This window comes from Streptomyces sp. NPDC057486, assembly GCF_042802415.1.
GTDB classification, from domain to species: Bacteria; Actinomycetota; Actinomycetes; order Streptomycetales; family Streptomycetaceae; genus Streptomyces; species Streptomyces yanii.
The window spans coordinates 40,848-54,919 of sequence record NZ_JBHVEE010000041.1 but is presented as its reverse complement, the minus strand read 5'-3'; the positions used below and the strand labels follow the sequence as shown (position 1 = coordinate 54,919).

Here is a 14,072-nt window from a genome sequence, read left to right as displayed (position 1 = left end):
GGGACTAGACCACTGCGGTCCGTGGCGCTAAGTTGCTCGAAACTGAGTGGAACTCGGGCTTTTCAAGTATGTACGTGCATCGATGATTGCCCTCCAAGGAGTCCCCGTGCCATTGCGAGTGCAGAGAAGTCCTGTGCCATCCCGCTGTTGCGCACCGCGTCCGCCGGTCGCGGCGGTCCTCACGATCCTGGTGGGCCCGGCGGGTGTGCCGGCGGCAGCCAGTGCCGAGCAGGCCGCGCCCGCGGCGGCGGCCACCGCGCTCGTTCCGCGCCCGGTCGCCGTGGACGATGCGGCTGGCGATGAGCCGTTCGTCCTGCGTCCCTCTCTCGCCGTCGTCGCACAGGGTGAAGCGGACCGTGTCGGTGAGCAACTCGCCGTGGAGCTGCGGAAAGCGACCGGATTCCGGTTACCGGTGCGCGGGCACGGCGGCGGCAACGCCATCCGCATCCCGGTGGACCCGGCGGCGAAGAGCACCGTCGCGGGCACCGACGCCCTCGCTCCGCGTGGAGTCACCGCCCGGCTCGGGCTGGGCCTCGTCGCCGCCCCTGGCACCAAGGCCTCCGACGACGGCACCCGGATCATCCCGGACACCATGGTGACCGACGGCGACCGCGCTTCGTCCAGCGCCCTGACCGAGCACCTCACCGCGACCGCGAAGCGCGGTGACCGGGTCCCGCCGGTGACGTTCACCCGGAGCCGGGCCCGGGACTCGCTCCACGGCGCCGGCCTCTGCACCGCAGGTGTCAAGGCGGCCTTCACCCGGAACACGAACTGCCTGCTCACCCCGTCGGTGGGCGACCCGGTGTCCGTCCGTGTCCAGCCGAGCGACACGCCCTCCGGCGCCGACCATGCTTCGGCCGCCCCGGCGCTGTCGGTACCGCGGGACGTCAAGGCCGGAACGTGGTTCCCGCAGAAGCTGACCGGTTTCGAGCCCGGCTACGTCGACATCCGCATCGACGACGTCGGAGGCCGCCCAGCCTGAGACCGGCACGCGCACGCGACGCGCCCCGATGCGGGCGGGCGAGAGGCCCGGCATCACAGGCGGCGCAAGGACGAGGTTCCACCGAGAGGAGCACGCGCACGATGGAGCAGTCGAGAGTGAGCCGTCGGGGATTTGTGGCCGCCGGCCTGTCCCTTCCCATCCTGGCCGGAACGAGGACCCCTGCCTTCGCGGGCGTCGCCGACGGCGCAGGCACAGGGCCGGCCATCCCGGAAGCGGCTCCGCCGACGGTCCTGCCTGCCGTGCAGCGATTCGAGGCCGGGGCGGTCGCGAAGGAACTCGTGCCGGCAACGCGCATCGTTCTGCACCCGGCTTCGGCACGCGATCTCCGGCCGGCAGCGGAGGTGCTCGCGGAGGAGCTGGTCGCAGAAGGACACCTGACGCGGGCTCCGCGGGTGGCCGTGTCCCGGAACTCCGGGCCGCACGACATCGTCCTGCGACTGGGCGAGGTGGACCGGGCCGAGCACTCGGAGGCGTACTCGATCGTCACCGACAAGGCCGTCACGATCACGTCCCCGACCGCCGTCGGTGTCTTCTGGGGTACCAGGACGCTGGTGCAGGTGCTGCGCAGCGGCCTGCCCGCCGGCAGGATCGTCGACTGGCCGGCCCTCAGCGAGCGGGCCCTGCTGCTCGACCTGGGCCGGAAGTACTTCACACCGGACTGGATCAAGGCTCTCATCCGCGAGATGTCGTTCCTGAAGATGAACGCGCTCCAGCTCCACATCTCCGAGGGGCTCGGTTTTCGAGTGGAGTGCGAGACGCATCCGGAGATCGTCTCGGCGGAGCACCTCACGAAAGCGGAGGTGCGGGAGATCCTGGCCTTCGCGCAGAAATATCACGTACAGGTCAATGTCGACGTGGACACCCCGGGTCACATGGACCACATCCTGTCCTTCCACCCCGAGTACCAACTTGTGCTTGCCAACGGCACCCGACACTCCGGCTTTCTGGACTTCAGCAAGCCGGACGCGCGGCGGCTCGTCCACGAGATCGTCAGCGAGATGTGCGATCTGTTCGACGGACCTGTCTTCCACCTCGGCGGCGACGAGTTCTTCCCGGCACCGTGGCAGGGGACGGGGCCGGATGTCGTCTCGGACCGGACGGCGCCGCAACTGGTGCAGTACGCACGGGACGTGACTGGAAACAGCTCGGCCACCGCACACGACGGATACGAGTTCTACATGAACGAACTCGCGGACGTGGTCCGGTCGAAGGGCAAGACGGCGCGCATGTTCAACGACGACGTCTATCCGGGCGAGGGTGTGAACCGCGTCGACCCGCGGACCCAGGTCGACGTCTGGATACGCTGGAACTCGGCAAAACCGAACGCCGGGCAGTACGTCACTGCCGGACATCAGGTCATCAACTCCAACGGTGACTACCTGTACTTCATTCTCACGTCGGAGGGTCTCGGAACGGGCCCCTACAAGAATCCGCGGGGGATCTACGAGCGCTGGACCTCACGGACGTTCATGGGGGCCGCCGGCAGCGCGGGTGATTACCATCTGCCGGAGCACGCACCGGTTTTCGGCGCCCATCTGTCCGTCTGGTGCGACTCACCCAGCTCCATGGGGCAGGACGAAGTGGCGCGGTTGCTGCAGGAGTGGCTGCAGGTGTTCGCACAACAGACCTGGGGTTCCCCCAAGCCGGCCGAGACGCTCGAGGAATTCCGGGCCAGGGTCGTGGAGCAGGTGGGAACAGCGCCTGCGGCCCGCATCCGTGACTGACGCGCACCCGGCTCGCCCCCGGGCCGTCGCGGTCTCAGGGCGGCTGACCTCCACGCCCGGGCGCGCCTGTCCGACTTCCGGCTGGGCGTCGCCCCTGGTGTTGTCCGGCGGTGCCGTCGAGCCGCGGTGTGGCCTCGATGACGCCCGCCTGCACGGCCCCGCTGCGGATCCTCGCGGGAGCATGCGGATGGCCGAGGTGTCCGCCCGCGGCTCCGTCAGGACTCCTCACGCGTCGCAACTCCTCGGCCGGCACGCACGCATGCGTGTTTGACGTGGCCGGGACGTGTTGATTCCTGGTCGTAACCATTGGCCCGGGGAGCCTGCTCCGTACGTTCATCGACATCCGACACTCCGAGCAGCTCTCGGACGCCCGGCCTGCTCTCGTACGGGCCTCCCGGAAGAAGTCCCGCAGTCGCCCGCCCGATGGCCGCACATACCTGGCGCGCCCACCACTGCCCGCCGCCGACCGCGGAGGGACGGCCGCGCCGAGGCGAACACCGCAAGCAAGCAACGCAATTGCTACTGCGTGAACCCCGCAGAAGGGACAGAAATGACTCACACCACGGGCACTCGCCGTACGGGTGGCCCTCCCTCTTCCAGAAGGCGCCGACGCGGCGCTGTACGCCGTCTGGCGCTGGGAATCGCGCTGGCGCTCGCGGCATCGGCCGTAACGGCGTCGGCCACGACGGCGGCCGGAGCCGAGACCGCGCCACCGCCCCGAGCGCCGGTGGCCGCGCGGCAGGTGCCGGTATTCGCCGGCAACGACGGCCGACGGCACACGGTGACCTGGGACGCCGACTCCCTGAAGATCGACGGCAAGCGCCTCAACATCTGGTCCGGGGAGTTCCACTACTGGCGGCTGCCCAGCCCCGACCAGTGGCGGGACGTCCTGCAGAAGATGAAGGCCTCCGGGTTCAACGCCGTCTCGCTGTACTTCTTCTGGGGCTACCACTCCAGCAAGCCGGGCTCCTACGACTTCACCGGCATCCGCGACATCGACCGCCTGCTCACCATGGCCGAGCAGGAGGGCCTGTACGTCATCGCCCGTCCGGGGCCGTACATCAACGCCGAGGCCTCGATGGGAGGCCTGCCCCCGTACACCACCACCTACGGCGGCGCCTCGCGCAGGTCCGACCCGCAGAACCTGGCCGCCGACCTGGAATGGCTGAAAGCCGTCAACCGCATCATCGCCCGCCACCAAATCACCGACGGCGGCGGCAGCGTGATCGCCTACCAGGTCGAGAACGAGCAGATCGACCACTCCGCCCAGCGGATCGACTACATCGAGAAGCTGCAGAGCGCCGTCCGGGACGACGGCATCGCGGTGCCGCTGTTCCACAACGACTGGGGAAACGGGCACGGCTGGAACGCGCCCGGCAGACCCGGCGGTTCCAAGCTCGACCTGTATGCCTTCGACACCTACCCCCTCGGATTCGACTGCAAGGGCAGCCGCGGGCGGCTCGGCGACTTCGAGGCCCGCGTCCGTTCGTACTCGCCGGACACACCCGTGTTCATCGCGGAGGGTCAGGGCGGCGCGTTCACCGCGTGGGGCCGCGACTTCCAGACCAGTGAGTGCGCCAAGTTCGTCGACCCGGCCTTCACCCGGCAGTTCGCGGTGAACAACCTGGCCAACGGCGTCACCATGTTCAACTACTACATGGAGTACGGCGGTACCAACTGGGGCTGGACCGGTGACCCCGGGTCGGGCTTCACCTCCTACGACTACGGCGCGGCGCTCTCCGAGGACCGGCGGATCGCCCCGAAGCTCGCGGTGCAGAAGGAGTTCGGATACCTGCAGCAGGCCGTCGCGCCGCTCTCCTCCGCACGCGCGGTGACCGCGCCCCCGGTCACCGCCACCGGCGGGAAGGTCGCGGTCGGGCAGCGGCTGTCCGCGGAGGACGCCGCCTCCACCTCCGTCTCCGGCCACGGCGCCCGGCTGATCACCCTGCGGCACGCCGACAGCAACGACACCTCGACCAGCAAGGTGACCTTCCCGCTGGACCTGGGCACCGTCCCCGGTCCGCCGGGACCGGCCTCCTACCGCTGGAACGACTCCGACCCGGACGCCCTCACATACACCGGCTCCTGGCAGCACGCCTCCGGCCAGAGCTGGACCAGCGGCGACTACAAGGACGACGAGACCTTCTCCGACAAGGCCGGCGACAGCCTGGAGGTCACCTTCGACGGACCGGTGGTGCGCTGGATCGGACCGGACTCGGTCAATCACGGCACAGCCGACGTCTACATCGACGGCGTCAAGAAGGCCACGGTCGACAGCTACGCGGCCTCCGCGGTGTTCCAGCAGGTCAAGTACGAGGCCGACGACCTCGGACCGGGCCGGCACACACTGAGGATCGTCGTCACGGGCAAGAAGGGCGACCCGGCGTCGCAGGGCACCTTCGTCTCCGTGGACGCCATCGACACCACCCCCACGACCCCGCCCGCGCCGCAGCCCTCGCCCACCGGCTACCCGCGTGTCCCGCAGCAGCCCGGCACCGCGATCACGCTGGACGGGCGCGACGCCATGGCCATCGTCGCCGACTGGGCGTTCGGCCCGCACCGGCTGGTGTACTCCACCTCCCAGGTGCTCACCCGGCTGTCGGTGGGCAACGACCTGCTGGTGCTGGACGGCACGAAGGGCGAGGACGGTGAGACCGTTCTGCGGTACGCCTCCCGGCCGAAGGTGACACAGCTGGACGGCGCTCCCGTCGCCACCACTTGGGACGCGGCCCGCGGCGATCTGCGGCTCAACTACACCCACGGCGGCACCACCTCCGTACGCGTCAGCGGCGACGGCCACGACCTGACCGTCCTGCTCACCGACCGGGACACGATCGCCAACACCTGGCAACTGGACACGGGCAAGGGCGAGGTCCTCGTCCAGGGCCCCGAACTCGCCCGCACCGCGCGCCTTGCCGGAACCCGCCTCGACCTGACCGGCGACACCCGCTCGGCCGGGCGGTTGCGTGTCTTCGCACCGAGGGACGTCACCGTGCTCAGCTGGAACGGTCGCAGGGTTCCCGCCCACCGCGACGCGGCGGGCGCCCTGGTGGCCACGCTTCCCGGTCCGCAGGCCCCGGCCATGCCCGCGCTCGCACAGTGGCGTACCGCCGGTTCCGACCCCGAACGCACCCCCGACTTCGACGACTCGGGCTGGGCGAGGGCCGGCCGCACCACGGCCGACAACCCCCGGCACGGTCCGGGCGCGGCCTCGGGCGTGGTGCTCGACACCGACGAGTACGGCTTCCACGAGGGCGACACCTGGTACCGCGGCCACTACACCCCAACGACGGCGAGCAGCTCGGTGACTGTCACCGCCCGTACCGGCACCGCTGGCGACGCGCTGGTGTGGCTCAACGGCACCTACCTCGGCGCCCAGGGCGACGGTGCCGCCACCTACAAGGTCCCTGCCGACCTGACGGAACCGGGCAAGCCCGCCGTGCTCGCGATCCTGGTCCGCAACATGGGCCAGTACGAGGACTGGTCCGCCGACGGACGCTCCAAGGGCGGCCGGGGCCTGGCCGACGTGGCGGTGCCCGGCGCCGGCACGGTCCAGTGGCGGATCCAGGGCGCGGTCGGCGGTCCCGACCCGGTCGATCCCGTGCGCGGCCTGTACAACAACGGCGGCCTGTACGGCGAGCGGAAGGGCTGGCACCTGCCGGGAGCCCCGACCGCTTCCTGGGCCACGACCACCGCGCTGAAGAGCGACCGCCCGGGTGTGCGCTGGTACTCCACCGACGTCGACCTGAACCTGGCGCGTGACACCGACACCGCGGTCGGCCTGCGGATCGAGGACGCCTCCGGACGCGCGGCGAAGTACCGGGTACAGATCTTCGTCAACGGCTGGAACACCGGACAGTACGTCAACAACGTCGGACCTCAGGACGAGTTCGTCACTCCCTCCGGATTCCTCAAGGCCCGAGGGGCCAACACGATCGCACTGGCGATCACCGCCGAGCAGCCCGGCGTCGGACCGGACGCGGTCCGACTCGTCGACCGCGGCACGGTGCTCGGCGGTGTCGGCGGCGGACAGAACGCCTCACCCGGCTACCACGCCGTCCTCGGTGGTGACGCGCCCGCCGGAAAGGGCTGACCCCGCCCCTTGCCACGCTGGTGGCCGGACTGCCACAAGCGGTCCGGCCACCAGCGCGTCCCGACGGCCGAGCCCGGCCCGCGCGCCGGAGAACAGCGGAGCGCTCGGCTATTTCTTCCTGAGTTCGCCCTAAAGGCGGGTGGGTGGCGGCTGATCGAGCCCGGATGAGCGCTTCGCGCGGCAGTTCTGCATGCAGGACGGCCCGAAGAGGCGGGTGATGCCGCCGTCGAACCCCTTGTGGAGCAGTGGTGGCCTAAATATGATCCGACTCAGGAAAAAAAGAATGCCGCCGCCCTCCCGCGGCCCCTTGCCAGTGGTGCCCGTCGGCTCCGCGCCTCCTCACCTGAATCGACCGGAAGGTCTCCCGCTCGTGCCAGTTCGCAACATCCTGTTCCTGATGACCGACCAGCACCGGGTCGACACCCTGGGCTGCTACGGCAACCCGGTGGTCGACACCCCCGCACTCGACTCGGTGGCGGCTGAGGGCACCCGGTTCGACAGCTTCTACACCCCGACCGCCATCTGCACCCCCGCCCGCGCCTCGCTCTTCACCGGCCAGCACCCTTTCCGGCACGGCCTGCTGGTCAACCCCGAGCGCAATGGCGGAGCCCGGGACGAGGTCGAGGACGGCACGCCGGTGCTGTCCCAGCCCCTGCTGGACGCCGGCTACCACGTCGGCCACGTGGGCAAGTGGCACATCGGCCGCACCCGCGGCCCGGAGTTCTACGCCATGGACGGAGAACACCTGCCCGGCGCCCTCAACCCCGTCCACCACCCCTCCTACGAGGCCTGGCTGGACAGCCGGGGATACGGCCGGTTCGCCGTGAAGGACCCGGTCTTCGGAGCGGCGGCGAACGGCACCGGCCGCGGCCACCTGATCGCCGGCCGCCTCCAGCAGCCCGTCGAGGCCACCATCGAGGCATACCTCGCCGACCGGACGCTGGAGCTGCTCGACGGCTACGCCGCCGACTGGCACAGCGAGGGCAGGCCGTTCATGCTCTCCTGCAACTGGTTCGGCCCGCACCTGCCGTACCTCATCCCCGACGAGTATTACGACATGTACGACCCCGAGTCGGTGCCGCTGCCGGCCTCCATGGCCGAGACCTTCGCCGGCAAGCCCGACATCCAGCGCCGCTACGCCGACTACTGGTCGGCGGACCACTTCGACGCCGCCGCCTGGCGCAAGCTCATCGCGGTCTACTGGGGCTACGTGACGATGATCGATCACCAGGTCGGCCGTCTCCTGGACGCCCTGAAGGCTCACGGCCTGTGGGACGACACCGCGGTGGTCTTCACCGCCGACCACGGCGAGTTCACCGGTTCCCACCGGCTCAACGACAAGGGACCGGCCATGTACGAGGACATCTACCGCATCCCGGGCCTGGTCCGGATACCGGGCTGCCCGGCGCAGGTCCGCGACGACTTCGCCACCCTCATCGACCTGCATCCCACGGTCCTCGACCTCGCGGGACTTCCCGCTCCCGCGGAGTGCGACGGACGCAGCCTGCTGCCCGTCCTGCGCGGCGAGCCGGCCGACGGCACGCGCGAGCAGGTGGTCACCGAATTCCACGGCCACCACTTTCCGTACTCGCAGCGCATGATCCGCGACCGCCGGCACAAGCTCGTCTACAACCCCGAAAGCGTCAACGAGCTCTACGACCTCGAGGCCGACCCGCACGAGCTGCACAACGTCCACGAGGCTCCCGCGTACGCCGACGTACGAAGCGACCTGACGGCGCGTCTCTACCAGGAGCTGCTCCGGCGCGGGGATCCCGCCTACACATGGATGAGCTACATGTCCGACATCGGCGGCGGCCGCGCGCCCGACGTCGACGGAGTCGCGGACGAGGTCGCATGAGACAGGACACGGCAGCCGCCGGAGTGGGCCGGCGGCCGGACTCCCCGAAGGACGCCCCCATGACGACCGGCGCGACCGCGCCCCGGTCCACCGCCGCTGAGGCGCCGACCCGCACCCGGCGCCGGTCCGGCAGGCCGAGCCCGGGCGAGATCCTGCTCTCCGTGTGCTCCGCGGCCCTCGGCCTGCTGGCCTGGATCGCACTGGCCCACAGCGGTATCCAGGGCTTCCCCGGCCCGTTGCCGGTGCTGAAGCGCGGCTGGGACCTGATCGGCGACGGCACCCTCTTCAGCGACCTCGGCGCCAGCCTCAGACGCGTGCTCACCGGCTACGCAATCGGTGTGGCCCTGGCGGTGCCGATCGGCTTCGCGATGGGCTGGTATCCGATCGTCCGCCGTCTCGTCGAGCCCTGGCTGCAGTTCTTCCGGATGGTGCCGCCACTGGCGATCATCCCGTTGGCCATCGTGCTCATGGGTATCGGCGAGACCCCGAAGGTCTTCGTCATCTTCCTGGCCGCGTTCCTCTCCTCGGTGGTGTCGACCTTCCAGGGCGTGGTGTCGGTGGACTCCACGCTGGTCAACGCCGCCCGGGTACTCGGTGCCGGGGACGGGAGAGTGTTCCTGGGCGTGGTGGTGCCCGCCTCGACCCCCTTCATCCTGGTCGGCATGCGGATCGGCCTGGGCGCGGCCTGGGCCACCGTCGTCGCCGCCGAACTCATCGCGGCCCAGAGCGGCCTGGGCTTCCGGATGCAGCAGGCACAGCTCTATTACGACCTGCCCACGATGTTCGTCCAACTCGTCGTCATCGGCGTCGTCGGCCTGGCCATGGACCGGTGCCTGCTGTTCGCCGAGCGCAGGCTGACCGGGTGGCAGGAGAGGAGGTAACCCCATGCCCGCCATCACATTCCACGACGTCTACCAGAACTTCGACGCCAAGGGCGGTGACTTCGTCGCCCTCGACCATGTGAACCTCACCATCGAGGACGGCGAGTTCGTCACGGTCGTCGGGCCGTCGGGATGCGGCAAGAGCACCATGCTCAACGTCGCTGCCGGCCTGCTGAAGGCGACGGGCGGCACCGTCACCGTGGGGGACGAGACCGTGTACGGCCCCAGCCCCGAACGTGGCGTCATCTTCCAGCAGTACGCACTGTTCCCGTGGATGACCGTCAGCGAGAACGTCGAGTTCGGGCTGAAGGTCGCAGGGGTCGGCAAGAAGGAACGCCGGGCCGCCGCACGGCGGATGATCGACATCGTAGGTCTCACCGACTTCGCCGACGCTCTGCCGAAGACGCTCTCCGGAGGTATGAAGCAGCGGTGCGCCATCGCGCGGGCCTACGCCGTGGACCCCAAGGTCCTGCTCATGGACGAACCCTTCGGTGCGTTGGACGCTCTGACCCGCGTTCGTCTGCAGGACTCGCTGCTGGAGACCTGGAGCCGCGACCGCCGCACTGTCATGTTCATCACCCACGACGTGGACGAGGCCGTGTACCTCGCGAGCCGGGTCGTCGTCATGGCCGCACGCCCCGGGCGCATCCACCAGATCATCCCGGTCGACCTGCCCTATCCCCGTACCGAAGAGATGCGACTGTCCGCCGAGTTCGCCGCACTGCGGCGGCAGGTCTGGAACGCCGTGTACCACCAGCCGTCCATGCTCGAAGGGGCAGCATCATGAAGCGCAGAACCATCGGCCTGTGGGCCGCGACCGCCGTCCTCGCCCTGACCGCCACCGCCTGCGGCAGCGACGGCGCTCCCTCGTCATCCGGCAAGGGCACCAAGGTCACCTTCGGCTACATCGCGGACTACAGCGGCTCGGCCGCACTCGCCGTGGCCGCCAAGCAGGGCCTCTGGGAGAAGACCGGGCTCGATCCCGATCTCAAGGTCTTCACCAACGGCCCCCTGCAGGTCCAGGCGCTCGGCGCCGGCGACCTCGACTTCGGCTATCTCGGCCCGGGCGCCCTGTGGCTTCCCGCCTCGGGGAAGGCGAAGATCATCGCGGTCAACATGCTCGGCCAGGCCGACCGCGTCATTGCCCGCCCCGGCACCGGCATCAGCAAGCCCGCCGACCTCAAGGGCAAGAAGGTCGCGGTCGCCGAGGGCACCTCCGGAGACATGATCCTCAACCTGGCGCTGGACCGGGCCGGTCTGAAGCCGGGCGACGTCACCCGCGTCACGATGGACCCGAGCACCATCGTCACCGCCGTCTCCTCCGGCCAGGTCGACGCGGCAGCTCTGTGGTATCCGCTCATCGACACGGTCAAAAAGCGCGTCCCCGACCTTGTCGAGATCAGCCGGACCAGCGACTACTACCCGAAGCTGACCTTCCCCAACGTCTTCGTCGCCAGGCCGGACCTCCCTGCCAAGGACCCCGCCCTGACCAAGAAGGTCACCTCGGTGCTCCGGCAGGCCGACGACTGGATCGCCGCCCACCCGCAGGAATCCGAGAAGGTCGCGGCGGACTTCCTCAAGCTCCCCCAGGACCAGCTCGCGGGCTCCACCAAGTACGTCAAGATCCTTTCCTCCCGGGAGCTCACCGACCTGACGGGCGACGGCACGGTCAACGGCTGGTTCGACGGCCTGGCGGGGGTCTTCGTCAAGATGGGCAAGCTGTCCTCTCCGGGGGATGCCAAGAACTACTACCTCGGTGACCAGTACAAGGCGGCCGACACGGCCGCCGGCCGCCAGTAGCGGCCGGCTCCGCCGGCGGCATCTGTACCGCCGGCCAGGGGGCCGCCGCAGGAGCCCGCTCCGGGCCGGGCTCCGTCGAGGAACTCCAGCGGCGGCGACCTTCGACGGCGCCTCGCGTCGAACGACGAACTGTCCGCGCGATCGATCCGAACCCGGAATGAATCGGCTTCACGTCACGGTATCCGCAGCCAGACCCGAAGGAGCCTCACTTGCAGACCCGTCTTCACCGCCGCAGCTTCCTCATCGGTGCCACCGGCGCAGCCGCGGCGGCCCTGCTGCCCCTCGGTGCCACCCCTGCGTCTGCCCTGCCCGCCGACTCCGGTGGACCGTTGCCCCTCGTCGATGGGGAACACGCCGCGGCGACGATCACCTGGTACGGCTCCGAGGTGGCGCGGTTCGCCGCCGAAGAGGTGCGTGACTACGTCCTGGCGATCACCGGCGTCAGCCTGCCGCTGGCCGAGGCGGAGGTGCGCCCCAGGACACCGGCCGGCAGCGGGGTGGTGCTGCGCTCCGGCCGGTCCCGCATCGTGCCGGACGCCTGGATCGCCGATGCCCGGGACGCCCTGGGCGACGCACCGGCCGACTCGTTCGCCGTCGTCACGGGCGAGGACCGCGCAGTGCTTCTCGGCACCGGCGACCGGGGCCCGCTCTACGCCGCCTACGCCCTGGTCGAGCAATTCGGCGTCCGCTTCTTCGCCCCGTCGTTCGCCTTCTACGAGGGGCACTCCGAACACGTCCCACGTTCCCGCTCGCTGCGGGTGACGCCGCAGCGGTACGTGAGCAGGCCAGGCTGGGCGCTGCGGCGGCAGTACGTCGAGGAGGGCTACAGCCACACCCGCTCCTCGCTGCCGCCGCTGATCGACTGGATGGCCAAGAACCGCCTGAACACCCTGGTCATACCCAAGGACTACCTCGGCCAGGGCGTGACCACCTACGACTCGATGCGCGACGTCATCGCCCGCGAGGCGGCCCGCCGCGGCCTGAACGTCGAGGTGGGCGGGCACGGCTACGACAGCTTCCTGCCGCCCGCCCAGTACCCGCAGTACTACACCTCGGGCGGGCCGCTGTTCGACATCTACAACCCAGAGGCGCTGGACGCCTATGTCTCCCGGGTCGTGGAATACCTCCGGGCACGTCCGGAGATCACCGTCTTCGACTGCTGGCCGCCGGACGTCTGGCAGTTCCAGAACGAGATCCTGCGCCGCTACGGTACGCCGTCCAACGCCGAGTCCGTCGTGGTCAACAAGCTGGCCGCGGCCGTGCGCGAGCAACTGCCCGGCGTACGGGTTGAGCGCATCGCGTACGCGTCCACGGTGGAGCCGCCGGATCCGGCCTACGCCTGCGACCCCGACGTGATCGTCGACTTCGCCCCGTACAGCCGCAACTACACCGGGGGACTGGGCGACTCGGCGGTCGCCGCCAACGCGAAGCTGGCCGGGCCGCTCAGGCGGTGGCGGGAGTCCTTCGACGGGACGCTGTGCATGTACGAGTACTACCGGCGCTACCGCTGGCGCAGCCTGCCGGTGCAGGTGCTGGACACGGTCTCCGCGGACGTCGCGTTCGAGGCGGCCCTGGGCGTCGACGGCATGGGCATGTACTGCGAGCCCGCTGACTGGATCCCACATGAGCACCTGCAGTCACTGGTGGCGGCCAAGGCATGGGACCCCGGCCTGGACGGCCCGGCGTACCTCGACGGCTACCTCACCGCGCGGTTCGGCCCGGCCGCCGTATCGGCGATGCGCCGCTACTTCACCGCGACCGGGAAGGATCCCGACGTCTTCAACGGCACTGCTGGTGCGGCCGACGGGGTGGAGCACTACTCCGCTGCCCGGACGGCGCTGTTGGACGCCCGGGACGGCGTGGCCGACGACTCCGGACGGCTCGTCGTCGACCGGTTGGTGCTCAACACCGACATCGCGCTGGCCGACATGGAGGTGGGCCGCTCGGGCACCCCCGCGGTCCGTGAGAAGTACCGCCGGGCGGTGGAGGCCAACCGGTTCGCCGGAGTGGTGCTGCCCAATCAGCAGGTGCGGCAGCGGTGGGGTGCCCAGAGTCCGTCGTATCAGGACGCGGCAATACGCCAGGCGATCGCCGACGAGTACCGAAGCCCCGCCGCCGGCAGTGTCGTACCCGACCGTGTCACGGTCGCGCCCGGTGGCTCCGCCGAAGTGACGCTCACTGCTTACGACGTCGACTTCACCGGACACACCGTCACCTGGCAGGCCGACGCACCCTCCGGCCTGCATGTCGCGCCGTCCTCCGGGACACTCCGGGTGGCCGGGCAACGCACCCGCTCGGTCACCGTGACGCTGTCCGCGTCCGGTCAACTGCCTGCCGGCGGCCAGGAGGTCGTCTTCACCCTCAGGACGGAGGAGGGCACCAGGCTGCCCAAGGTCGTCCTCAAGGCTCTCGGGTCGTAGAGACCGCACCGCGCCAGGAGGAGGAACGCGGATGTCCGGGGAGGCGAGTACCCGGCGTCGTCCTGCCCGTCCATCAGGACATCGCTGAAATGCCTCGCCTTCCCGGGCCTGGGACCTCGACATCTTTAGTCCGAATCCAGGACTATGTGTGATGAAGAAGTGGTGCCGCAGAACGGCGGACACGCAGCCGGAGTGATGAACAGGCCTGCTCGGAAAGGTCTTCCCCCGCACATTCGATACGGTGGGGAATTCTTCCGAAGTTTGCCGGAAAGCCTGTCCAGGGCCCATCATGA

The 14,072-nt window shown here is 69.8% G+C and carries 8 protein-coding genes; all 8 read left to right on the top strand.

The genetic code is table 11. The annotated features are described in order from the left end of the window. Positions 1-133: 133 nt before the first annotated feature. Positions 134-982 (top strand): hypothetical protein, encoded by an 849-nt coding sequence (locus ACFU6I_RS20500; protein WP_384368554.1) that lies wholly within the window; start codon positions 134-136, stop codon positions 980-982. A 101-nt stretch (positions 983-1,083) separates the two neighbouring features. Then, the gene (locus ACFU6I_RS20495) at positions 1,084-2,727 is read left to right on the top strand and encodes a family 20 glycosylhydrolase (RefSeq protein WP_384368551.1); all 1,644 of its coding nucleotides are present in this window, start codon (positions 1,084-1,086) and stop codon (positions 2,725-2,727) included. A gap of 742 nt (positions 2,728-3,469) precedes the next feature. Next, positions 3,470-6,820: a beta-galactosidase gene (locus ACFU6I_RS20490; protein WP_384368548.1), complete on the top strand. Its 3,351-nt coding sequence runs from the start codon at positions 3,470-3,472 to the stop codon at positions 6,818-6,820. Positions 6,821-7,190: 370 nt separating this feature from the next. Further along, on the top strand, positions 7,191-8,678 hold the full coding sequence (locus tag ACFU6I_RS20485; protein WP_384368545.1) for a sulfatase-like hydrolase/transferase: 1,488 nt from the start codon (positions 7,191-7,193) through the stop codon (positions 8,676-8,678). Between the two features lie 59 nt (positions 8,679-8,737). Beyond that, positions 8,738-9,559, top strand: a complete 822-nt coding sequence (locus ACFU6I_RS20480) for an ABC transporter permease (RefSeq protein WP_384368596.1) — start codon at positions 8,738-8,740, stop codon at positions 9,557-9,559. 4 nt (positions 9,560-9,563) lie between these two features. Continuing rightward, on the top strand, positions 9,564-10,346 hold the full coding sequence (locus ACFU6I_RS20475) for an ABC transporter ATP-binding protein (RefSeq protein WP_384368542.1): 783 nt from the start codon (positions 9,564-9,566) through the stop codon (positions 10,344-10,346). Further along, on the top strand, positions 10,343-11,359 hold the full coding sequence (locus ACFU6I_RS20470; RefSeq protein ID WP_384368539.1) for an aliphatic sulfonate ABC transporter substrate-binding protein: 1,017 nt from the start codon (positions 10,343-10,345) through the stop codon (positions 11,357-11,359). The genes ACFU6I_RS20475 and ACFU6I_RS20470 overlap by 4 nt, the downstream gene beginning before the upstream one ends. A gap of 209 nt (positions 11,360-11,568) precedes the next feature. Beyond that, complete coding sequence (locus ACFU6I_RS20465) at positions 11,569-13,779, top strand: DUF4838 domain-containing protein (protein ID WP_384368536.1); 2,211 nt, start codon at positions 11,569-11,571, stop codon at positions 13,777-13,779. Positions 13,780-14,072 lie beyond the last annotated feature (293 nt).

Bases quoted from the DNA above. Each gene is read 5' to 3' on its own strand.
- ACFU6I_RS20495 (WP_384368551.1), top strand. From the start codon at position 1,084: ATGGAGCAGTCGAGAGTGAGCCGTCGGGGATTTGTGGCCGCCGGCCTG.
- ACFU6I_RS20480 (WP_384368596.1), top strand. From the start codon at position 8,738: ATGACGACCGGCGCGACCGCGCCCCGGTCCACCGCCGCTGAGGCGCCG.
- ACFU6I_RS20475 (WP_384368542.1), top strand. From the start codon at position 9,564: ATGCCCGCCATCACATTCCACGACGTCTACCAGAACTTCGACGCCAAG.
- ACFU6I_RS20470 (WP_384368539.1), top strand. From the start codon at position 10,343: ATGAAGCGCAGAACCATCGGCCTGTGGGCCGCGACCGCCGTCCTCGCC.